Annotated in this window: 17 protein-coding genes; 16 read left to right on the top strand and 1 reads right to left on the bottom strand. The window is 60.3% G+C overall.

Translation table 11 applies throughout. The annotated features are described in order from the left end of the window. Position 1 precedes the first annotated feature (1 nt). The 11 genes from ftsL (at position 2) to QRN60_RS10320 (ending at position 13,430) form a co-directional block, all read left to right on the top strand. On the top strand, positions 2–562 hold the full coding sequence (gene ftsL, locus QRN60_RS10370) for a cell division protein FtsL (protein WP_004430738.1): 561 nt from the start codon (positions 2–4) through the stop codon (positions 560–562). After that, positions 562–2,304 carry a peptidoglycan D,D-transpeptidase FtsI family protein gene (locus QRN60_RS10365; RefSeq protein WP_004430740.1) on the top strand — a complete coding sequence of 581 codons (1,743 nt, stop codon included), beginning with the start codon at positions 562–564 and terminating at the stop codon, positions 2,302–2,304. Before ftsL ends, QRN60_RS10365 begins: the two co-directional genes overlap by 1 nt. A gap of 57 nt (positions 2,305–2,361) precedes the next feature. Then, positions 2,362–3,831, top strand: a complete 1,470-nt coding sequence (locus tag QRN60_RS10360) for a UDP-N-acetylmuramoyl-L-alanyl-D-glutamate--2,6-diaminopimelate ligase (protein WP_060727410.1) — start codon at positions 2,362–2,364, stop codon at positions 3,829–3,831. Beyond that, the gene (locus QRN60_RS10355; protein ID WP_004430744.1) at positions 3,828–5,261 is read left to right on the top strand and encodes a UDP-N-acetylmuramoylalanyl-D-glutamyl-2,6-diaminopimelate--D-alanyl-D-alanine ligase; all 1,434 of its coding nucleotides are present in this window, start codon (positions 3,828–3,830) and stop codon (positions 5,259–5,261) included. The genes QRN60_RS10360 and QRN60_RS10355 overlap by 4 nt, the downstream gene beginning before the upstream one ends. Before the next feature lie 23 nt (positions 5,262–5,284). Further along, positions 5,285–6,385, top strand: a complete 1,101-nt coding sequence (mraY, locus tag QRN60_RS10350) for a phospho-N-acetylmuramoyl-pentapeptide-transferase (protein WP_004430746.1) — start codon at positions 5,285–5,287, stop codon at positions 6,383–6,385. A gap of 3 nt (positions 6,386–6,388) precedes the next feature. After that, entirely contained in the window at positions 6,389–7,798 is a 1,410-nt protein-coding gene (gene murD, locus QRN60_RS10345; protein WP_129564900.1) for a UDP-N-acetylmuramoyl-L-alanine--D-glutamate ligase, read from the top strand. A 5-nt stretch (positions 7,799–7,803) separates the two neighbouring features. After that, positions 7,804–8,958 carry a putative lipid II flippase FtsW gene (ftsW, locus tag QRN60_RS10340; protein ID WP_004430748.1) on the top strand — a complete coding sequence of 385 codons (1,155 nt, stop codon included), beginning with the start codon at positions 7,804–7,806 and terminating at the stop codon, positions 8,956–8,958. Between the two features lie 6 nt (positions 8,959–8,964). After that, positions 8,965–10,101 (top strand): undecaprenyldiphospho-muramoylpentapeptide beta-N-acetylglucosaminyltransferase, encoded by a 1,137-nt coding sequence (gene murG / locus QRN60_RS10335; RefSeq protein WP_004430750.1) that lies wholly within the window; start codon positions 8,965–8,967, stop codon positions 10,099–10,101. Further along, entirely contained in the window at positions 10,098–11,513 is a 1,416-nt protein-coding gene (gene murC, locus QRN60_RS10330; RefSeq protein ID WP_004430751.1) for a UDP-N-acetylmuramate--L-alanine ligase, read from the top strand. Before murG ends, murC begins: the two co-directional genes overlap by 4 nt. Next, positions 11,510–12,475, top strand: coding sequence for a UDP-N-acetylmuramate dehydrogenase (gene murB / locus QRN60_RS10325; RefSeq protein WP_004430753.1), 966 nt, complete (start codon positions 11,510–11,512; stop codon positions 12,473–12,475). Before murC ends, murB begins: the two co-directional genes overlap by 4 nt. A 151-nt stretch (positions 12,476–12,626) precedes the next feature. Then, positions 12,627–13,430, top strand: a complete 804-nt coding sequence (locus tag QRN60_RS10320) for a GGDEF domain-containing protein (protein ID WP_112278301.1) — start codon at positions 12,627–12,629, stop codon at positions 13,428–13,430. 72 nt (positions 13,431–13,502) lie between these two features. Here QRN60_RS10320 and QRN60_RS10315 read toward each other — a convergent pair whose 3' ends face one another. After that, positions 13,503–14,807, bottom strand: a complete 1,305-nt coding sequence (locus QRN60_RS10315; protein WP_020009298.1) for an MFS transporter — start codon at positions 14,805–14,807, stop codon at positions 13,503–13,505. Between the two features lie 544 nt (positions 14,808–15,351). Here QRN60_RS10315 and QRN60_RS10310 point away from each other — a divergent pair. The 5 genes from QRN60_RS10310 (at position 15,352) to lpxC (ending at position 21,607) form a co-directional block, all read left to right on the top strand. Further along, positions 15,352–16,278, top strand: coding sequence for a D-alanine--D-alanine ligase (locus tag QRN60_RS10310; RefSeq protein ID WP_004430761.1), 927 nt, complete (start codon positions 15,352–15,354; stop codon positions 16,276–16,278). Then, entirely contained in the window at positions 16,266–17,198 is a 933-nt protein-coding gene (locus tag QRN60_RS10305; RefSeq protein WP_162709061.1) for a cell division protein FtsQ/DivIB, read from the top strand. Before QRN60_RS10310 ends, QRN60_RS10305 begins: the two co-directional genes overlap by 13 nt. Continuing rightward, entirely contained in the window at positions 17,195–18,526 is a 1,332-nt protein-coding gene (gene ftsA / locus QRN60_RS10300; RefSeq protein WP_004442783.1) for a cell division protein FtsA, read from the top strand. Before QRN60_RS10305 ends, ftsA begins: the two co-directional genes overlap by 4 nt. A 91-nt stretch (positions 18,527–18,617) precedes the next feature. Then, entirely contained in the window at positions 18,618–20,375 is a 1,758-nt protein-coding gene (gene ftsZ / locus QRN60_RS10295; RefSeq protein WP_087744572.1) for a cell division protein FtsZ, read from the top strand. Positions 20,376–20,647: 272 nt separating this feature from the next. Then, positions 20,648–21,607 (top strand): UDP-3-O-acyl-N-acetylglucosamine deacetylase, encoded by a 960-nt coding sequence (lpxC, locus tag QRN60_RS10290; protein WP_099086057.1) that lies wholly within the window; start codon positions 20,648–20,650, stop codon positions 21,605–21,607. Positions 21,608–21,768 lie beyond the last annotated feature (161 nt).

The raw sequence follows: 21,768 nt of genomic DNA, 5'->3' as shown, positions 1-21,768 counted from the left end.
TATGCTGCGCACTTTCGATGTCATCTTGATGGGGGTCATGGTCGCTGCGGCTGTGGTTACCTATTCGATCAAGCACAAGGCCGATCTGAAGCTTGAGGAAGTCCGCAAGCTGGAGGCCGAGATCAAGCTTGAAAAGGATACGATCGATCTTTTGAGGGCCGACTGGGCTCTCTTGACGCAGCCGAACCGTCTGCACCGGCTGGTGAATGCCTATCAAACGGAGCTTGGTCTTTCACCGACGCTGCCGACGCAGCTGGCGCAGCCGCGCGAGTTGCCCATGCTGCGCTCGCAATTGCCGCAGCCGCCCGAGCCTGAAGGCATGAGCGTCGAGGATGTCATCGCCGCTGCCGTTAATGGCTCCAAGCCGGGGGCTACCCTCGGTGGCGCTTCGAAGCCCAAATCGCCGCCTGCGGGCCAGATCGCTGTCAACGGCGTTCCGGTTCCCACGCCACGTGCGCGCGTTTCACGTCCGGCACCGGCGCCTGTACCGGTCGCCTCCGCCGCCGCTGGTGATGAAACCGGCGATATGGATGAAACCATAACAGGATCGGTGAACCGCTGATGTCTTTTCTCTCCCGCGTCATGGTTTTGAAGAGTAAGGCTCACTTTTCCGCCAGCACCACCGGTGTTTATACCGACCATGCGGCGTTTGAGGGCGCCCGCAAGAAGCGGGCCGCCCAGGCGAAAAGCCGCGTCGGCCTTCTGATTTTCGGTTTTGTCGCCTTTTATGCCGTCGTGGGCGGCCGTCTCGTGCAATATGGCATGGCGGAACAGGAAACAGTGTCGAGCATCGCGCCCGCAGACCGGCTGATGGCGTCGCGCCCCGATCTTCTTGATCGCAACGGCGAGGTTCTGGCCACCGATATCCGCACCGTCTCGCTGTTTGCCGAACCGCATCGCATCGTTGATATCGACGAGGCCATTGAGAAGCTGCGTACTGTCCTGCCGGATCTCGACCAGCGCGGCACCTATCAGAAGCTTTCTTCCAATTCGCGCTTTCAGTGGCTGCGCCGTCAGCTGACGCCGAAGCAGCAGAGCCAGATTCTTGCGCTCGGTATTCCCGGCGTCGGCTTCCGTCCGGAAAAGCGCCGCTTTTATCCCGGCGGGCCGACCGCTGCGCATGTCGTCGGCCACGTCAACATCGACAACCGTGGCGTTGCCGGCATGGAACGTTACGTCGACAGCCAGGGCCTTGCCGATCTGACGGCGCTCGGCATGACCAGCGACCAGCCGCTGGAACCGGTGAAGCTATCCATCGATCTGCGCGTGCAGTCCATTGTCCGTGAAGTCGTGACCTCGGCCATCACCAAGTTCCAGGCGATTGGCGCCGGCGCGGTGGTTCTGGATGTGCATACCGGCGAAGTGCTCGCCATGGCCTCCGTGCCGGATTACGACCCGAACAACCCGGCTGAAGGTGCCAAGGAAGGCTGGCTCAACCGCATGTCGAACGGCACGTTCGAAATGGGTTCCACCTTCAAGTCCTTCACGATTGCCATGGGTCTCGATTCGGGCCGCGTCCGTCTCGGCGATACTTTCGATGCGCGTTATCCGATCCGCATCGGCGGTTTCACCATCAAGGACTTCCACGGCAAGGGCCGAATGCTTTCGGTGCCGGAAATCTTTCAGTTTTCGTCCAACATCGGTACGGCCAAGATCGCCGACACCGTGGGAACGGAAGGCCACAAGGAATTCCTGACGCGGCTTGGCCTTTTGACCCGCATGCAGACCGAATTGCCTGAAGTGGCGCTGCCGTCGCAGCCGCGCGAATGGAAGAAGATCAACTCCATCACCATTTCCTTCGGCCACGGCGTTTCCACGACGCCGCTGCAGACGGCGGTCGCCGGTGCAGCACTCGTCAATGGCGGCAAACTGATCGAACCGACTTTCCTGCCGCGTACCCGCGAACAGGCCGATCAGGTGGCGAAGCAGGTTCTGAAGCCCGGCGCCAGCAAGGACATGCGTTTCCTCTTCGAGTGGAACGGCGTCAACGGTTCGGGCCGCAATGCGCGCGTCGACGGTTTCAACGTCGGGGGCAAGACCGGTACGGCCGACAAGGTCGTCAACGGACGTTACGTGCACGACAAGAACTTCAACGCCTTCCTCTCGGCCTTTCCGATGGATGACCCGCAATATGTCGTGCTGTCTTTCATCGATGAGCCGAAGACGGACAAGGGCAACGGCGCAGCGCTTGCCGGCACGTCTGCGGCGCCGATGGTGCGCGATATCATCACCCGCACGGCGGCGGTGCTGGGCGTGAAGCCGAAGTTCGGCAAGGATGGCTCGGCCTTGCTCGTGTCTTATTGATTGTTAGCTTATGATATTCCGGCGATTCGCGCCGGGGGGACAAGACGGACACAGTCGATGAATTTGCGAGATATATCCGGAAATGCGTTTCCGGAATTGAAAGAATTGCTCCTGTCTGAGATCGGGGCGATCGAAATCGGGGGGATCACCGCAGACAGCCGCAAGGCTGCGCCCGGCAGCCTGTTCGTGGCGGTTGCGGGCACCAGGGCGGATGGCGCGGCCTATGTGAAGGACGCGGTTGCCAAGGGTGCGGTCGCAGTCGTTTCCGGACACGCGCTGGAGGCTGATGTGCCGGTGCTTTCCGTCACGGATCCACGCCTTTATCTCTCCCTTGCCGCTTCCCGTTTTTACGGAAAACAGCCGGAAACCATGGTCGCCGTCACCGGCACTGCGGGAAAGACGTCCGTCGCCTCCTTCGTGCGGCAGATATGGGCTTTCGCCGGCCACGCCGCCGCACAGATCGGCACCACGGGTGTCATCGCTCCCGGCCGCGAGGATTATGGCGCGCTCACCACGCCCGATCCCGTGACGCTGCATGCGCTTCTGGCCGAACTTGCGGCCGAAGGCGTGACCCACGCGGCGATGGAGGCATCCAGCCATGGTCTCGACCAGCGCCGTCTCGATGGAGTGAAGCTGGCAGCCGCCGGTTTCACCAATCTTGGCCGCGACCACATGGATTATCATCCGACCGTCGAGGACTATATGGCCGCGAAGATGCGGCTCTTCGATACGCTGATGGAGAAGGGCTCTCCCGCAGTGATCTTTGCTGACGATCCGTGGTCGGACCAGGCAATCCGGGCGGCGCGCGAAGCGGGTCTCGATGTGCGCACCGTCGGCCGCAAGGGTGATTATTTGACCTTGAAACGGGTGGAGCACTTCCGTCACAAGCAGATGATCGAAGTGCATCATGACGGCGTGATCCATGAAGTCGACATCCCGCTGGCGGGTGATTTTCAGGTTGCGAATGCTCTCGTCGCTGCAGGTCTCGCCATGTCCACCGGCGTTGCCGCGACAACGGCGCTGAAGGCGCTTGAGAAGCTGATCGGTGCTGCCGGACGTCTGGAGCTTGTCGGCCAGACGGGGAACGGTGCGCTCGCCTATGTCGATTACGCCCACAAGCCGGATGCGCTGGAGAACGTGCTGACCTCGGTCCGGCCTTTCACCTCTGGCCGCATCGTCACCGTCTTCGGCTGTGGCGGCGACCGTGACAAGGGCAAACGCCCGATCATGGGCGAGGTTGCGACGCGGCTTTCCGACATCGTCATCGTCACCGACGACAATCCGCGCTCGGAAGACGCCGCGACGATCCGTTCGGAAGTCATGGCGGCGGCACCCGGCGCATTGGAAATCGGCGACAGGGCGGAGGCGATCCGGCATGCGGTGTCGATGCTGTCGCATGGCGATACGCTGATCGTTGCGGGCAAGGGGCATGAGGAGGGGCAGATCGTCGGTTCCGTGACGCTGCCGTTTTCCGATCATGAACAGGTGCGCGCTGCACTGGCAGGGCTGGAAGGATCGAAAATTTGAGCTGGTTATGGACAGTCGCCGACATGATCGCCATTACGGCAGGACGCCCCGTGGGCAACCTGTCGACCGGAATCACCGGCATTTCCATCGACAGCCGGACTGTCAAAGCCGGCGAAGCCTTTTTCGCCATCAAGGGTGACCGGGTCGACGGCCATGACTATGCGAGTTTTGCCGTCGCCAACGGGGCCAGTCTGCTCGTCGTGGCCGAAGGCAAACTGCCGGCTCTTGGCCGTCTGACGGTGCCGATGATCGTCGTGGAAGATGTTCTTACCGCACTCGGTAAACTCGCCATCGCGGCGCGTGAAAGAACGTCAGCGCGCATCATCGCGGTGACCGGCTCGGTCGGCAAGACGACGACCAAGGAAATGCTGCGGCAGGCCTTGGCCCCATCCGGCCGGGTGCATGCGGCAGTGGCTTCCTTTAACAACCATTGGGGTGTGCCGCTGACGCTGGCGCGCATGCCCGCCGATACGGAATTCGGCGTGTTCGAAATCGGCATGAACCATTCCGGCGAAATCCGGCCGCTGGTGAAGATGGTCCGCCCGCATGTGGCGATCATCACCACGATTGCGCCTGCCCATCTCGGCAATTTCAAGAATATCGAAGAGATCGCCGCAGCCAAGGCCGAGATTTTCGAAGGTTTGGAGGAGGGTGGTTCCGTCATCCTCAACCGCGATAATGCCCAGTTCGAGCAGCTTGAAGAGGCGGCGCAGGAACAGGGCATCGAACATATCCTCACCTTCGGGCAGCACGCCAAGGCGGATTTCCGCCTCGCGGATTTCGAGAGCACGGCGACGGGCTCGACGATCTGGGCGATACTGAACGGCGAAACCAGCGAGTTGCACATCAATATTCCCGGCCGGCACATCGCCGATAACGCCATGGCGGTCCTTGGCGCGGTTGCCGTAACGGGCGCCAATCTCGACCGCGCCTTTGAGGCGCTGGGATCGCTCGAGGCGGTGAAGGGGCGTGGCCAGCGCCACCATCTCTCCATCAATGGCGGCTCCTTCCTGCTGATTGATGAAAGCTACAATGCCAATCCGGCCTCCATGCGCGCCGCGATTGCCGTGCTGGCGGAAACGGAAACGCAGGGTCACGGCCGGCGCGTCGCCGTTCTCGGCGATATGCTGGAGATGGGTGAGTTTTCCGCGCAGCTGCATGAGGAACTGGCCGGGCCGTTGCTCGCGGCCGGTATCGAACATGTGTGGCTTGCGGGCGAGGCAATGGCGGCGCTGCGCGATGCGCTGCCTGATAGCGTGACCGTCATCTGGTTCCCGACGACGGCGGAACTCACCGATTTCGCCCTGCAATGGGTGCAACCGGGAGACGCGCTGATGGTAAAATCGTCACTTGGCCTCGGTTTCGGCAAGATTGTCGCCGCGCTGCTTGACAAGTATCCGGCATTCCCCGAGACGGAACGCCAAGTCTGAAATAGCCTTTTGAAAGGGCAATTATGCTGATCTGGCTCGTCGAACTGTCGGATAAAATTCAAGTCTTCAACCTCTTCCGGTACATCACCTTCCGGGCGGGGGCGGCGATGTTCACCTCTGCGTTGATCGTCTTCCTGTTTGGACCGGCCATCATCAACTCGCTGCGCGTGCGTCAGGGCAAGGGCCAGCCGATCCGTGCCGATGGGCCGCAGACGCATTTCAAGAAGGCCGGCACGCCGACCATGGGCGGGCTGATGATCCTTGCCGGTATCCTCGGCGGTTCGCTGCTCTGGGGCGACCTCTCGAATGTCTATGTCGTCGCCGTTTTGATGGTGACGCTCGGTTTCGGGGCAATCGGCTTTTACGACGATTATCTCAAGGTCACGAAACAGAGCGACAAGGGCTTTTCCGGTAAGGCCCGTCTCGGCATCGAATTCCTGATTGCGGCGATTGCCGTGTTCTTCATGATGAAGATGGCGCTAGCTTCAGCACCGCATGGCGGCACGCTCGGCAGCTCCATCGCCTTTCCCTTCTTCAAGGAACTCGTGATCAATCTCGGTTATTTCTTCGTGCTGTTCGGTGCTTTCGTCATCGTCGGCGCGGGCAATGCGGTAAACCTGACGGATGGTCTCGATGGGCTTGCCATCGTGCCCGTCATGATCGCTGCCGCTACCTTCGGCGTGATCGCCTATCTCGCCGGCAACGCGGTTTTTGCCAATTACCTGCAGATCAATTTCGTGCCCGGCACGGGTGAGCTTGCCGTTATCGTCGGCGCGGTCATCGGCGCGGGCCTTGGCTTCCTGTGGTTCAACGCGCCGCCTGCCGCCATCTTCATGGGCGATACGGGTTCGCTGGCGCTCGGCGGCCTGATCGGCTCGATCGCTGTCGCCACCAAGCACGAGATCGTCATGGTCATCGTCGGTGGTCTCTTCGTGATGGAAACGCTGTCGGTCATCATCCAGGTCTTCTGGTTCAAGCGCACCGGCAGGCGCGTTTTCCTGATGGCGCCGATCCATCACCACTTCGAGAAAAAAGGCTGGACGGAAAGCCAGGTGGTGATCCGTTTCTGGATCATCTCCGTGGGCCTTGCGCTGCTCGGCCTCGCCACCCTGAAGCTGAGGTGAGCGATGATCCCGGTCACGTCGTTTAGGGGTAAGAAAGTCGCTCTCTTCGGGCTCGGCGGTTCGGGTCTCGTTACCGCCCGGGCGCTGGTTGCCGGCGGTGCTGATGTCGTGGCTTTCGACGACAATCCCGACAGCGTCGCGAAGGCTGAGGCCGAAGGCATCACCACGGCGGACCTGCACACGATAGACTGGGCCTCGTTTTCTTCCTTTGTGCTGGCGCCCGGCGTGCCGTTGACACATCCGAAGCCGCACTGGTCGGTCGACCTTGCGAAGGCAGCGGGCGTGGAGATCATCGGTGATATCGAGCTTTTCATCCGCGAGCGCCGCGCCCATGCCCCGGATTGCCCTTTCATCGCCATCACCGGCACCAACGGCAAGTCGACGACGACGGCGCTGATCGCGCATATTCTCAAGGCATCGGGCCGCGATACGCAGCTCGGCGGCAATATCGGCACGGCGGTGCTGAGCCTCGATCCACCGAAGGCGCAGCGCTTTTACGTGGTCGAGTGCTCGTCCTACCAGATCGATCTGGCGCCGACGATCAATCCGACTGCCGGCATTCTGCTTAACCTCACGCCTGACCATCTCGATCGGCATGGCACGATGCAGCATTATGCCGACGTCAAAGAACGGCTGGTGGCGGGCAGCGGCACGGCTATCGTCGGTGTGGATGACAGCCATTCGACGCTGATTGCCGACCGCATCGAGCGTGCCGGCGTGAAGGTCGCGCGCATTTCGAAACGCAATGTTGTTTCCGAAGGTCTTTATGCCGAAGGCAGCCACATCCTGCGGGCGCATGGCGGCACCTTCTCACTGCTGGTCGATCTCGACGGTATCCAGACTCTTCGTGGAAGCCACAATGCGCAGAATGCGGCGGCCGCAATTGCCGCCTGCCTTGCCGTGGGTGTTTCGGAAGAGGAAATCCGCGCCGGTCTCAAATCCTTCCCCGGCCTCAAACATCGCATGCAGCCGGTCGGCCGGCGCGGCAATGTCACTTTCGTCAACGACAGCAAGGCGACCAATGCCGATGCGGCAGCGCCAGCGCTTTCGAGTTTCGACCGTATCTACTGGATCGCCGGCGGTCTGCCGAAAGCGGGCGGCATTACCAGTCTTTCGCCGCTGTTTCCGCGCATCGCCAAGGCCTATCTGATCGGCGAGGCTGCGGCGGAATTTGCCGCAACGCTCGGCGAGGCGGTGCCATACGAAATATCCGGCACGCTGGACAAAGCCGTGCAGCATGCGGCGGCGGATGCGGAAAAAGATGCGACGGCCGGCAATATCGTGATGTTGTCCCCGGCTTGCGCAAGCTTCGATCAATATAAGAACTTTGAAATCAGAGGTGATTCGTTCGTCGCGCAGGTCGCGGCGCTCGATGGCATGACGATGCTGGTTGACTCTGGAAAAGGGGGCTGAAGGCCATGGTAAGCCGAGTTGATCGAGGTCCGGTCGCGGAATGGTTCTGGACCATCGACCGTTTCTTTCTGGCGGCGTTCATCGCGCTGATGGGCATAGGCCTGATGTTGTCCTTTGCGGCATCGCCCGCGGTTGCCGAGCGCATCGGCCTCAACAGCTTCTTTTTCGTCGAGCGTCAGGCGATGTTCATGGTGCCGTCGCTGGCGATCATGGTCGGCCTGTCCTTCCTGTCGCCGCGCCAGGTGCGCCGCGTGGCGGTCATCATGCTGATCGCCTCGCTGCTGATGATGATCTTCGCGCTGTTCTTCGGTATCGAGGTCAAGGGTGCGCGGCGCTGGATTTCCATCGGCACCTTCTCGATCCAGCCGTCGGAATTCATGAAGCCGGCTTTCGTCATCGTCTGCGCATGGCTTTTTGCCGAGCGGGCGCGCCATCCGGAAATTCCGGGCAATCTCTTTGCCATCATCACTTTCGGTATCGTGGCCGCACTCCTGATCGCCCAGCCGGACTTCGGCCAGACCATTCTGACCTCCGTGGTCTGGGGCGGCATGTTCTTCATGGCCGGCGTACCATGGTTCTGGATCATCATGCTCGGTGGCCTTGGCGTCGGCGGCATTGTGACCGCCTATCTCATGTTGCCGCACGTCGCCGGTCGTATCGACCGGTTCTGGACGGGTGAGGGCGATACGTTTCAGGTCGATACCGCACGCGAAGCGATCATTCGTGGTGACTGGTTCGGTCGCGGACCGGGCGAGGGCATCGTCAAGCGGATCATTCCCGACAGCCATACCGACTTCATCTTCTCGGTGGCGGCGGAAGAATTCGGCATCGTTTTCTGCATGTTCCTCGTTGCGATCTTCGCCTTCATCGTGCTGCGCGGCCTGTCGCACGCCTTCAAGGAGAAGGACGATTTCTGCCGCTTTGCCGTCGCCGGTCTCGTGCTGCAGATCGGTATGCAGTCGATGATCAATATCGGCGTTAATCTCGAGCTGATGCCCGCCAAGGGCATGACGCTACCGCTGATTTCTTATGGTGGTTCGTCGATGATGGCGATCTGCGTGACCGCCGGCTTCCTTCTGGCGCTGACACGCCACAGACCCGAAAAGCGGGCGCAGGAGCGGAGTTTCTTCCGCGTCGGTTCCGGCGTTCCCGCGGAGTAAACGATCATGAGCAAGGGTATTGTTCTTCTTGCCGCTGGGGGAACCGGCGGCCATGTTTTTCCGGCGGAGGCGCTCGCGCATACGCTGAAGGCGCGCGGTTATCAGGTGCATCTCGTCACCGACAGCCGCGCCGAGCGTTATGCCGGCAAGTTCCCGGCGGATGAAATCCATGTGGTGCCGTCTGCCACCATCGGCTCGAAAAACCCGATTTCCGTGGCGCGTTCGCTCTGGAAGCTCTGGGTTGGCCTGCGCGCGGCGCGCCGGCTGGTGGCGAAACTGAAGCCGGTCGCGGTTGTCGGTTTCGGTGGTTATCCCACCGTGCCGCCGCTTCTGGCTTCCACCGGCCTTGGCGTGCCTTCCATCATTCATGAGCAGAATGCTGTGATGGGTCGCGCTAACAAGGCGCTGGCAGGCCGTGTGAAGGCGATCGCCGGCGGCTTCCTGCCGCCCGCCAATGGCCAATATTCCGACAAGACGGTGGCGACCGGCAATCCGGTGCGCCCGGCGGTGCTGGCGGCATCTGAAATTCCCTATACCCCGTCGCAGACGGGTGAAACTTTTCAGCTTGTCGTGTTCGGCGGCAGCCAGGGCGCGCAGTTCTTTTCGAGCGCGGTGCCTGCGGCTATCTGCCTGCTGAAAGACGAGCAGCGCAAGCGCATCGTCGTCACCCAGCAGGCGCGTCCTGAAGACAAGGACAGCGTCATCGCCTCCTACCAGAAGCTTGGCGTAAAGGCTGACGTTTCGCCCTTCTTCGGCGACATGGCGTCGCGCATCGGCGAGGCCGATCTGGTGATCAGCCGTTCGGGCGCTTCGACGGTATCGGAGCTTTCGGTGATCGGCCGCCCGTCCATTCTCGTGCCTTATCCGCATGCGCTGGATCACGATCAGGCCGCCAATGCGGCAGCACTTTCGGCGGCGGGCGGGGCCAGCGTCATCAAGCAGGCGGAACTGTCGCCGCAGAAGCTCTCCGGCCTCCTGTCCTCGGCGCTTTCGGAACCGGATCGTCTTTCGGCAACGGCAGCGGCGGCCAAGGCAACGGGTAAACCGCATGCGGCGGATGTGCTGGCCGATTTGGTGGAGGCCATTGCTTCCGGCCAGTCCGTACAGGAATTCAAGAAGAAGAATGAAGGAGTTGGGGCATGAAGATGCCGAAAGCCATAGGCCTTGTCCATTTCATCGGCATAGGCGGGATCGGCATGAGCGGCATTGCCGAAGTGCTTCACAATCTCGGCCACCGCGTTCAGGGGTCGGATCAGGCCGACAGCGCCAATGTGCAGCGTCTGCGCGACAAGGGCATCGAGGTGTTCGTCGGCCATACGGCGGACAATCTCGGTGACGCCGAGGTCGTGGTCGTTTCCACCGCCATCAAGAAGAACAATCCGGAACTCATCGCCGCGCGGGAAAAACACCTGCCGATCGTTCGCCGTGCCGAAATGCTGGCCGAGCTGATGCGTTTCCGTAACGCCATCGCCATTGGCGGCACCCACGGCAAGACGACGACCACCTCGATGGTCGCGACCCTGCTGGAAGCCGGCAATCTCGACCCGACCGTCATCAATGGCGGCATCATCAATGCCTATGGCACCAATGCGCGTATGGGCGAGGGCGAGTGGATGGTGGTGGAAGCCGACGAATCCGACGGCACCTTCCTGAAGCTGCCGGCCGACGTGGCCGTCATTACCAATATCGATCCGGAGCATCTGGACCATTACGGCAATTTTGATGCTGTGCGCGCGGCGTTCCGCCAGTTCGTCGAGAACGTGCCGTTCTACGGCTTCGGCGTCATGTGCCTTGACCACCCGGAAGTGCAGGCGCTGGTCGGCCGCATCGAGGATCGCAAGGTCATCACATACGGTGAAAACCCGCAGGCCGACGTGCGTTTTTCGAATGTGCGCATCGATGGCACACGCTCGGTTTTCGACGTGGAAATCCGCCGTCGTCGTACCGGCAAGATATTCTCCTTCAAGGATCTCGTCCTGCCGATGCCCGGCCGACACAATGTTTCGAACGCGACGGCCGCGATTGCCGTCGCCAATCGTCTCGGTATTTCGGAAGCTGACATCAAGAAGGGTCTCGCCTCCTTCGCAGGCGTCAAGCGGCGTTTCACGCTGACGGGCGAAGCCAATGGCGTACAGGTCTTCGACGATTACGGTCATCACCCGGTCGAGATCAAGGCTGTGCTGGCGGCGGCGCGGGAAGCCTGCAATGGCCGTATCATCGCGGTGCATCAGCCGCACCGCTACAGCCGCCTTTCCAGCCTGTTTGACGATTTCGCGCATTGTTTCAACGATGCGGATACGATTCTTCTTGCCCCGGTTTATGCTGCGGGCGAAGATCCGATCGAAGGCGCAAGTTCGGAAGCGCTGGTTTCGGCCATCAAGGCCGCCGGCCATCGTGACGCCCGTTTTCTTGAGAAACGGGAAGATCTCGCCTCAGTGGTTGCAGGCATTGCGAATCCGGGTGATTTCGTGGTTCTCTTGGGGGCTGGAAATATCACGCAATGGGCAGCAGCGCTGCCTTCGGAATTGAAGAGCATATCAGGAAAGTCTGAATGAGACAGGTCGATGGGGTTAAATTGCTGGGGAGGCTCGGCGACGGGGTAAACGAACTGAGGGGACGTCTGACACCGGATGCGCCCATGGACCGCGTGACGTGGTTCAGAGCCGGCGGTCTGGCGGAAGTCATGTTCCAGCCGCACGATACCGATGATCTGATTGCCTTCCTGAAAATTCTGCCGGAAGACGTGCCGCTGACGGTGGTCGGCGTCGGCTCCAACCTTCTGGTGCGCGATGGCGGCATTCCGGGCGTTGTCGTCCGTCTGTCGGCCAAAGGTTTCGGCCAGGTGGAGCTTGCCGGCGAAAACCGCATCAAGGCCGGTGCGATCTGCCCGGACAAGCATATTGCGGCCATGGCCATGGATAACGGCATTGGCGGCTTCCATTTCTATTACGGCATTCCCGGCTCCATCGGCGGTGCGCTGCGTATGAATGCGGGCGCAAACGGCGGTGAGACGCGCGAGCGCGTGGTGGAAGTCTATGCGGTTGATCGTCAGGGTAAGCAGCATGTGCTTTCCAATGCCGATATGGGCTACAGCTACCGCCATTCCGGCGCGGACAAAGGCCTGATCTTCACCGGCGCATTGTTCGAGGGTTATCCGGAAGACAAGGCGAAAATCCGCGCCGATATGGACGCCGTGCGTCACCATCGCGAAACAGTTCAGCCGATCCGTGAGCAGACTGGTGGTTCGACCTTCAAGAATCCCGAAGGTCATTCCGCATGGGAACTCATCGATGAGGCGGGCGGCCGCGGTCTGGTCATCGGCGGCGCGCAGATGTCATCGCTGCATTGCAATTTCATGATCAATACCGGCCATGCGACCGGCTACGATCTGGAATATCTGGGTGAGACCATCCGCAAGCGCGTGTTCGAGAAGTCGGGCATCCGGCTGGAGTGGGAAATCAAGCGGCTAGGGCTTTTCATGCCGGGCCGTGAGGTGGAACCGTTTCTAGGGAGCTGATGCTTCCTTTTCGGCCGGGTGTTTATGGTAACGCCCGGTCAATACTTATGTTTTATTATTAGGTGACAAGAATAGCTGGGTTCATTATCCAGCTTTTTGGTATTTTAGGCAATTTTAATTCACGCGACATCCAAACCCGTTGGGGGTTAAGTTGGGTCTCTGGCATAAACTGATCCAAAGCATAAGTTTTTCGGTTGCGACGCCTGAAGGCCGCCAGCGGCTGGAACCGCTCGATTTTGCGCTGCGTGTGGCGGTTCTGGTCACCATTATCGCCGTCGTGATCGATACGGCTGGGCTCTTCATTCTTTCGCTGTTAGGGCTGGTGACCGACCTTGCGAATGGGCTGATGCTCGGCACGACCCTGTCGGCAACGATCGCGTTTACCCTGGCTCTGATCATCGGCTGGATCAATGCGCGCGAAGTGAAGCTGCTTGCCCAGTCGCATGAGCGGTTTCTGCATCTCAGCCACACCGACGCGCTGACCGGCCTCAACAACAGGCTGGGGCTTTACGCCAACTGCGCCCGTCTCGATACGCAATATTGCGTCGCCTTCGTTGATATCGACCGCTTCAAATCGGTGAATGACAGATACGGCCATCTGGCTGGCGATATGGTTATTTCCAGTGTCGCCGCCATGATCCGCGATTGTTTCGATGAAACCGCCTATATCGCGCGCCTGGGTGGAGAAGAATTCGTCGTTGTGCAGGAGCTGGCTCCGCAGGATTTTCTGGAGCTCTGCGAAAAGGCGCGTGCGAGGATCGCGGCGACACCGGTGGATTTCCAGGGCATGCGGATCAGGACCGCCGTCTCTATGGGTGTGGCTTTCCGGGCGAATTGGGAGATTTTCGAGAAAGTCATGCACAATGCCGATATGGCGCTTTACGACGCGAAACGATCGGGGCGCAATCGCATCTGTTTTGCCGGCCAGAAGGTCAGCCGCCAGACCGTCGCATAGGATTTGCCATTGTAGAATGGAAAAAGCCGCGAAACCCGGTTTCGCGGCTTTTCCTGTTGGGCTGCGCTTGGCTCAGACTTCGTCCTTGCGGGAAAGCAGAATGCAGGCCAGCGTGATGAGGGCGGAGACGCACAGGTAGTAGCCGACATAACCCATGCCGTAATTCACCTGCAGCCATGTGGCGATGTAAGGCGCCAGCGATGCGCCGAAGATGCCGGCCATGTTGAAGGTGATCGACGAGCCGGTGTAGCGCACCCGGGTCGGGAAGGGGGCTGCGAGCGCCGTGCCGATCAGGCCGTAGGTCATGCCCATCAGCATCATGGCAAGGGCCGCGAAGACGAAGATGGAGCCTTCGCTACCGGTCATCAGGCCGGGCAGCAGGAAGGAGAACAGGCCGATCAGCACCGTCGTAATGATCAGAATTTCACGACGGCCGAATTTTTCGGCGAGCTTGCCGGCGATCGGGATGAAGATGCCGAAAACGATGGAGCCGAGAATCTGCACTTCCAGCGCGTCAAGGAACGGGATTTTCAGGACCTTGACGTTATAGGACAGCAGATAGGCGGTGCCGATGTAGAAGAGCACAAAGGTGGCCAGCGCCACGAAGGTGCCGAGCACGAGGCTGCGCTTGTGGTTGCGGAACAGTTCCGCGACCGGAACGGCCACACGTTCTTCCTTTTCGATCGCCTTCTGGAAGTCGGGCGTCTCGGTGATCGACAGGCGAACCCACATGCCGACCGCGATCAGAATGATCGAAGCGACGAAGGGAATGCGCCAGCCCCAGCTGAGCAACGCTTCCTGCGACATGAAGTGCAGCAGGATCCAGAACACGCCGGAGGAGAGGAACAGGCCGACAGGGGCGCCGAGCTGCGGGAACATGCCGTACCAGCTGCGCTTGCCGGGAGGCGCGTTTTCCGTGGCGAGCAGGACGGCGCCGCCCCATTCGCCGCCAAGGCCAAAGCCCTGGCCGAAGCGGCACAGCGCCAGCAACAGCGGTGCAAGGACGCCGGCGGTCTCATAGGAGGGCAGGAGGCCGATCACGACGGTCGATACACCCATGGTCAGCAGCGCGGCGACAAGTGTCGTCTTGCGGCCGACGCGGTCACCATAGTGACCGAAGACCACAGCACCCAGCGGACGGGCAAAAAAGGCGATGGAGAAGGTGGCGAAGGACGCCAGAAGCGCCGTCATCGGGTCATTGTTCGGAAAGAACAAGGCGGGGAACACGAGCACTGCGGCCGTGGCGTAAACGTAAAAATCGAAAAACTCGATGGTCGTGCCGACCAGGCTGGCAGTGAGAACTCGTGCAGGCGAATTTGTCTTTACAACGTTCGAATTGTCAGCGGTCGGCGATACCGGAGATATCGCGTCGGTCATGGTATTGGTTCCATTTTGGATGATTGCAATGTCATGCCTTGGGAGGCGATGTCTGCGTTAACGCAATTTTTGTTCCTATGGAATGCTAAAAAAGAAATAATGCAAATAATGTGATTGATGAATGCGACAGGCTCGGCTGCGTGCTGCCGGATGCGCTTCGGCGATTGAGAGACTGATTCAGGCTGCGGTTTTAAAACGCTGAAACGCCAGATAATTTTCCCTGGGGAATAATCCCGTCCGTTAACGTTTCGATCTTGCCTTTATCGCGGAGCAGCAGGTGCGCTCGTGCGATTTTATTTCCGATCATTGAAAACCTGCATGTTGCAATCCATGCAACTCTCTGATTCCAAGGAGGGAATCCGGATCGGTGCTGATTCTTTAACGGAACTCGGCACGTTGGGCGCGGTGGTTAACGAAAGTAAACGATTCATTAACCTTAATGGCGTTTAACTGATCTCAAGGGTCATGTGCCAGAATCACCGTTCTTCAAATTCGGTCGGTTCGGGGCGTGGTTCGTAACGGAGAGTTGGTGTCAGAGGTATCGATGGGCGGCAAGCACGTAGCTGTTCTTTTGGGTGGGTTTTCGTCGGAGCGGCCAGTCAGCCTGTCGTCGGGCAATGCCTGCGCGCTCGCGCTTGAGGGCGAGGGCTACAAGGTTACCCGGGTCGATGTGGGGCGCGATGTCGCGGCCGTACTCGATGAGCTGCGCCCGGATGTCGCCTTTAATGCGCTGCACGGTCCTTTCGGTGAAGACGGCACCATTCAGGGTATTCTCGAATATCTGGCCATTCCCTATACACATTCGGGCGTGCTGGCTTCCGCACTTGCCATGGACAAGGCGCAGGCGAAGAAAGTCGCTGCGGCTGCCGGGGTGCCGGTTGCCGCCGAGCGCGTCATGAACCGCTTCGATTTCACCAGCGAACATCCGCTTGCTCCACCCTATGTGGTGAAGCCGGTGCGTGAAGGTTCGAGCTTCGGCGTTGTCATCGTCAAGGAAGACCAGTCGCATCCGCCGCAAATCCTCACTTCGTCGGAATGGCGTTATGGCGATCAGGTGATGGTCGAACGCTACATCCATGGCCGCGAATTGACCTGCGGTGTGCTTGACGGCGAGGCGCTTGGCGTCACCGAAGTGGTGCCGCTCGGTCACAATTTCTATGATTTTGACGCTAAATACGCTGCTGGTGGCTCGAAACATGTCATTCCGGCAGAAATTTCACCGAAAATTTACCAAAAAATTCAAACACTGGCGGTTATGGCGCATCGGGCGATCGGGTGCCGTGGCGTAAGCCGTTCAGACTTTCGTTACGACGACCGCTTCTCAGAAGATGGCGAAGTTATCTGGCTTGAAGTGAATACGCAGCCGGGCATGACGCCGACCTCCCTGGTGCCGGAAATGGCGGCCCATGCTGGCCGCTCCTTTGGTAACCTTGTCAGCTGGATGGTGGAGGACGCTTCGTGTTTGCGGTGACCGGCAAAAAGTCGACGGCAAAAAAGCGCGAGCAATTCGCAGCGACGGCAAATGCCGACGACCGCATGGTGCTGCCGCGCCCGCTGCGTCGTGTCGTGCGCTTCTGCGTCAGCCTTGCGACCGGACGCATCCACATTCCCGCCCATACCGGCACGATTTCGGCCGTCGCCTTCTACGCGGTGACTGGCCTTTATGGCATGTCGCTCGGCGGCCACACGAATATCGTTACGCAGGCGACGACCTCTGCTGCGGGTTTCGCCGTTGAGGACGTGAAGGTCTCCGGCAATCTGCAGACCTCCGAAATCGATGTCTTCCAGCTTCTCGGCCTTGATGGCAGCACCTCGCTGATTGCACTCGACATCGATGCGGCGCGCCGCAAGCTCGTGCAGCTTCCGTGGGTGGAAGACGTGGATATCCGTAAGGTCTACCCGAAGACGATCGAGGTTCGCCTGAAAGAACGCCAGGCCTTCGGCATCTGGCAGCATGGCTCGGAACTGTCGCTGATCGAAAAGAGCGGCAGCGTCATCGCGCCGCTGCGTGACAATAAATTCGCTTCCCTGCCGCTGTTCGTTGGACGCGACGCGGAAACGGGCGCTGCCGGTTTCGTCGAGCAGCTGGCCGACTGGCCGGAAATCCGCAACCGCGTCCGCGCCTATGTGCGCATTGCCGGCCGCCGCTGGGATCTGCACCTCGACAACGGCATCGTCGTCAAGCTGCCGGAAGAAAACCTGCCGCAGGCGCTGCAATTGCTGGCGCGGCTTGATCTCGAAGAAAAGGTCCTGTCGCGAGATGTCGCCGCAGTCGATCTCAGACTGGCGGATCGCACCACGATCCAGCTGACCGAAGGTGCGACGGAGCGCCGTCAGACCGCTGTCGACGCACGCACCAAGGCTCTCAAGAAGGCGGAGAAGAACACATGAGCTTTTTCGGTTCTTCCCATTTCGGTCTGCCTCGTTTGAAGCCGCTTTCTTCCAAGCGCAGCCACATCGTCTCGGTGCTCGACATCGGCTCGACCAAGGTCGTGTGCATGATCGGACGGCTGACGCCGCGTCAAGAGAGTGAAATCCTGCCTGGCCGTACCCACAAGGTCGAAATCATCGGCATTGGCCACCAGCGTTCGCGCGGCGTGAAGTCCGGCGTGATCGCCGATCTCGATGCACTCGAAGGTGTGATCCGTCTTTCGGTCGATGCGGCCGAGCGCATGGCGGGCCTTACCGTCGACAGCCTGATCGTCAATGTTTCGGCAGGACGGTTGGCTAGCGATATCTATACCGCGAGCATTGATCTCGGCGGTCAGGAAGTGGAAGCAAGTGACCTGCGCAAGGTTCTGGTGGCGGCAAGCCAGCAGTCCATGCGTCAGGACCGGGCGATCCTGCATTCTCTGCCGACGGGCTATTCGCTGGATGGCGAGCGCGGCATTCGTGATCCGCTGTCGATGTATGGCGATCTTCTCGGCGTCGATATGCATGTCGTGACTGTCGAACGCACGGCGCTGAAGAACCTCGAGCTTTGCGTCAACCGCGCGCATCTTTCCGTCGAAGGCATGGTGGCGACGCCCTATGCCAGCGGTCTTGCCGCTCTGGTGGACGATGAAGTCGAGCTTGGCTGCGCGGCCATCGACATGGGTGGCGGCACCACGACGATCTCTGTTTTTGCCGAAGGCCGTCTCATTCATACCGACGCGATCGGCCTTGGCGGTCATCACGTTACGACAGATCTTGCACGAGGCCTCTCGACACGAATCGAAGATGCGGAGAGACTGAAGGTGGTGCATGGTTCGGCTTTGCTGAATGGCGCGGATGAGCGCGACATGATTTCGATCCCGCCGATTGGCGAAGATGATCGCGATCAACCATCGCAAGTTTCAAGAGCACTTGTAACCCGCATCGTGCGGGCGCGTATCGAAGAGACGCTGGAATTGATCCGTGATCGTATCCAGAAGTCCGGCTTCAGTCCCATCGTCGGCAAGCGCGTTGTCCTGACCGGCGGCGCAAGCCAGCTGACGGGGCTGCCGGAAACGGCACGGCGCATTCTCGCCCGCAACGTTCGCATCGGCCGCCCCATGGGGGTTGCCGGTCTTCCGGTGGCGGCGAAGGGACCGGCATTTTCAACCGCCTGCGGACTGATGATCTACCCGCAGGTGGCGGACATCGAAATTCATGCGGCGCAAGGCGGAATGTTCTCGCCGTTTGGGAACGGTAGCGGCCGGATAGCCCGGGTGGGGCAATGGCTGAAAGAGAGTTTTTGAGTGGCCTCGTGGCGCAAGCCGGAGGTTTCAGAGTTGAGTTTCAAGAATCGGCCAGCGGGGCGATGCGGCCAGAGAAAGAAGGAATGTTAAAATGACGATACAGCTGCAGAAGCCTGATATCACAGAGCTGAAGCCACGCATCACCGTCTTCGGTGTCGGTGGCGGTGGTGGTAACGCTGTCAACAACATGATCACGGCCGGCCTCCAGGGCGTCGACTTCGTCGTCGCCAACACGGATGCTCAGGCGTTGACCATGACGAAGGCAGACAGGGTCATTCAGCTCGGCGTCAACGTCACCGAAGGCCTCGGCGCCGGTTCCCAGCCGGAAGTCGGCCGCGCGGCTGCTGAAGAGTGCATCGACGAGATCATCGATCACCTGAACGGCACCCACATGTGCTTCGTCACCGCCGGCATGGGCGGCGGCACCGGCACGGGTGCTGCCCCGGTCGTCGCACAGGCTGCACGCAACAAGGGCATCCTGACGGTCGGCGTCGTCACAAAGCCTTTCCACTTCGAAGGCGGCCGCCGCATGCGTCTTGCCGAACAGGGCATCGAGGAACTGCAGAAGTCCGTCGATACGCTGATCGTCATTCCGAACCAGAACCTTTTCCGTATTGCCAATGACAAGACGACCTTTGCGGACGCCTTCGCCATGGCCGACCAGGTTCTTTACTCCGGCGTTGCCTGCATTACCGATCTGATGGTGAAGGAAGGTCTTATCAACCTCGACTTCGCCGACGTCCGTTCGGTCATGCGCGAAATGGGCCGCGCAATGATGGGTACCGGCGAAGCTTCCGGTCCGGGCCGCGCAATGCAGGCTGCGGAAGCGGCGATCGCCAACCCGCTGCTCGACGAAACCTCGATGAAGGGCGCGCAGGGCCTCCTGATCTCCATCACCGGTGGTCGCGACCTCACCCTGTTCGAAGTCGACGAGGCTGCAACCCGTATCCGCGAAGAAGTTGATCCGGATGCCAACATCATCCTCGGCGCAACCTTCGACGAGGCTCTGGAAGGTCTCATCCGCGTCTCCGTCGTGGCAACCGGCATCGACCGCGTTGCTGGCGTTGGCGAACAGAACATTGCCGATATGCGCGCCGCAGCTGCTGTTGCCAAGCCGCTTATCCGTCCTTCCGCGGCCGTTGCTCCCGCTCCGGCCGCAGTACAGCCTGCAGCAGTCTCGCAGGCACAGAAGGCCGTAGACCCGATCGCCCAGACCATCCGTTCGGCGGAAGCCGAGATGGAACGTGAACTCGGTTTCGCCGCACACCAGCAGCCCGCCCAGGATTTCCGTCCGCAGAGCAAGCTGTTCGCATCTTCCCCGGCTGAAGCACCGGCTGCCCTCCGTCCGGCCCAGCCGGTTCAGCAGGCCGCTCCGGCACCGGTTGCGCAGGCGCCGGTCTATCACGCTCCGGAACAGGTTGCCGCTCAGGCTCCGCGGATGCAGCAGCCGCAGGCTCCTGTCTACCAGGAACCCGCGCCGGTTGCCCGTCAGCCCGAGCCGGTTCGCATGCCGAAGGTCGAAGACTTCCCGCCGGTCGTGAAGGCCGAGCTGGACCACCGCACCCATGCCGCTCCTGCCGCACAGGAAGAGCGCGGCCCGATGGGTCTTCTGAAGCGCATCACCAACTCGCTTGGCCGCCGTGAAGAGGAAGAAGTTCCTTCCGACATGATGGATGCGCCGAGCATGGCACCGCAGCAGCGCCGCGCCCCGCTTTCGCCGGAAGCAAGCCTCTACGCACCGCGTCGTGGCCAGCTTGACGACCACGGCCGTACAACGCCTGCTTCGTCCAGCCATCACGACGATGACCAGCTGGAAATCCCGGCCTTCCTGCGCCGCCAGTCCAACTAAAGGCGATTCCATAAGCCCCTTGAAACGCCCGGATCACACGATCCGGGCGTTTTGTTTATTTTACGTTATTAACACTAAATTAATTCGCGTTTTCAATGGCTTGCGCATGTAACAATCCGAAACGAACAGTGATTTGTCGTGGCACCTACATGTGCGTATGTATGAGGCTGGGTGAAGGAACAGATTGACTTTTCCGGTCGTTAAAAACCGGCTTGAAAAACTTGAACGGCGCTGGCTGAAGCAGCGCGGTTTGCAAAACAAGGCATAGACGCATGACTATCGGACTGCTCGGATTTCAGACAACTATCGCACATGCTGTTCAGCTTAAAGGCATTGGCGTGCATTCCGGCAATCCGGTCTCGATGACCTTCCAGCCTGCAGAAGCCGGAACGGGCGTCGTCTTCCACCGCCTTCACGATAATGGCAGTGTTACAGAGCTTAAGGCGGTTTCGGCCAATGTCGGCAATACCGATCTGTGCACCGTGCTCGGCCGTTCGCTCTCCCAGTCGGTAGCGACGATCGAGCACGTCATGGCCGCCATCTACGCCGTGGGTCTTGATAACCTTGTCGTCGAGGTCGATGGTCCTGAAGCGCCGATCATGGACGGCAGCTCGGCACCTTTCATCGAGGCGATCGAATCTGTTGGCATCAAGAACCTGGGCGTGAAGCGCCGTTACATCCGCGTCACCAAGCCGGTGCGCATCGATTCGGGTGCCTCCTGGGCGGAGTTCCGTCCCTATGACGGCACGCGTTTTGAAGTCGACATCGATTTCGACACGCCGCTGATCGGCAAGCAGTCCTGGAAGGGCGACCTGACGGCGGATACGTTCAAGAATGAACTGTCGCGCGCCCGCACCTTCGGCTTCATGCGTGACGTGGAGCGTCTGTGGGCCGCCGGTTATGCGCTCGGTTCCTCGCTTGAGAACTCGGTCGTCATCTCCGACGACAACAGCGTCATCAACATGGAAGGCCTGCGTTACGCCAAGGACGAATTCGTCCGTCACAAGACGCTGGACGCCGTGGGCGACCTGGCGCTTGCCGGCGCGCAGTTCATCGGCTGTTACCGCTCTTATCGCGGCGGCCACAAGGTTAATGCGAATGCGCTGAAGGCCCTGCTGAGCGACCGCACCGCTTACGAGATCGTCGAGGCTCCGGCTGCCCGCAACCAGATGGTGCGCGCCCGCGAATTCGTTGCGGTTAACATGCCGGAATTTGCACCCTGGTCAGCTTGAGTTCTTTCGCAGGCTATCAATTGACAGAAAAAGCCGCTCCCTTTGGGGCGGCTTTTTCGTGATGAGAACAAGAAGTTGCGTTATATCGTCTGATATTCGTGCGATTGCACGGGTCGATGCCATAAAAATGCGTTAATGCGTCATCATTGCGTTGCCCTGCG

Origin of the sequence: Agrobacterium sp. CFBP2214 (genome assembly GCF_030209895.1) — a bacterium.
Classification (GTDB): domain Bacteria; phylum Pseudomonadota; class Alphaproteobacteria; order Rhizobiales; family Rhizobiaceae; genus Agrobacterium; species Agrobacterium radiobacter.
Note: the sequence above shows the minus strand (reverse complement) of the source record. Positions and strands in the feature narration are given on the sequence as shown.

What these genes read in the sequence shown, in the direction of transcription:
- murC (WP_004430751.1), top strand. Translation starts at nt 10,098, where the DNA reads ATGAAGATGCCGAAAGCCATAGGCCTTGTCCATTTCATCGGCATAGGC.
- QRN60_RS10310 (WP_004430761.1), top strand. Translation starts at nt 15,352, where the DNA reads ATGGGCGGCAAGCACGTAGCTGTTCTTTTGGGTGGGTTTTCGTCGGAG.
- lpxC (WP_099086057.1), top strand. Translation starts at nt 20,648, where the DNA reads ATGACTATCGGACTGCTCGGATTTCAGACAACTATCGCACATGCTGTT.
- QRN60_RS10360 (WP_060727410.1), top strand. Translation starts at nt 2,362, where the DNA reads ATGAATTTGCGAGATATATCCGGAAATGCGTTTCCGGAATTGAAAGAA.
- mraY (WP_004430746.1), top strand. Translation starts at nt 5,285, where the DNA reads ATGCTGATCTGGCTCGTCGAACTGTCGGATAAAATTCAAGTCTTCAAC.
- QRN60_RS10365 (WP_004430740.1), top strand. Translation starts at nt 562, where the DNA reads ATGTCTTTTCTCTCCCGCGTCATGGTTTTGAAGAGTAAGGCTCACTTT.
- ftsA (WP_004442783.1), top strand. Translation starts at nt 17,195, where the DNA reads ATGAGCTTTTTCGGTTCTTCCCATTTCGGTCTGCCTCGTTTGAAGCCG.
- ftsW (WP_004430748.1), top strand. Translation starts at nt 7,804, where the DNA reads ATGGTAAGCCGAGTTGATCGAGGTCCGGTCGCGGAATGGTTCTGGACC.
- murG (WP_004430750.1), top strand. Translation starts at nt 8,965, where the DNA reads ATGAGCAAGGGTATTGTTCTTCTTGCCGCTGGGGGAACCGGCGGCCAT.
- ftsL (WP_004430738.1), top strand. Translation starts at nt 2, where the DNA reads ATGCTGCGCACTTTCGATGTCATCTTGATGGGGGTCATGGTCGCTGCG.
- murD (WP_129564900.1), top strand. Translation starts at nt 6,389, where the DNA reads ATGATCCCGGTCACGTCGTTTAGGGGTAAGAAAGTCGCTCTCTTCGGG.
- QRN60_RS10315 (WP_020009298.1), bottom strand. Translation starts at nt 14,807, where the DNA reads ATGACCGACGCGATATCTCCGGTATCGCCGACCGCTGACAATTCGAAC.
- murB (WP_004430753.1), top strand. Translation starts at nt 11,510, where the DNA reads ATGAGACAGGTCGATGGGGTTAAATTGCTGGGGAGGCTCGGCGACGGG.
- ftsZ (WP_087744572.1), top strand. Translation starts at nt 18,618, where the DNA reads ATGACGATACAGCTGCAGAAGCCTGATATCACAGAGCTGAAGCCACGC.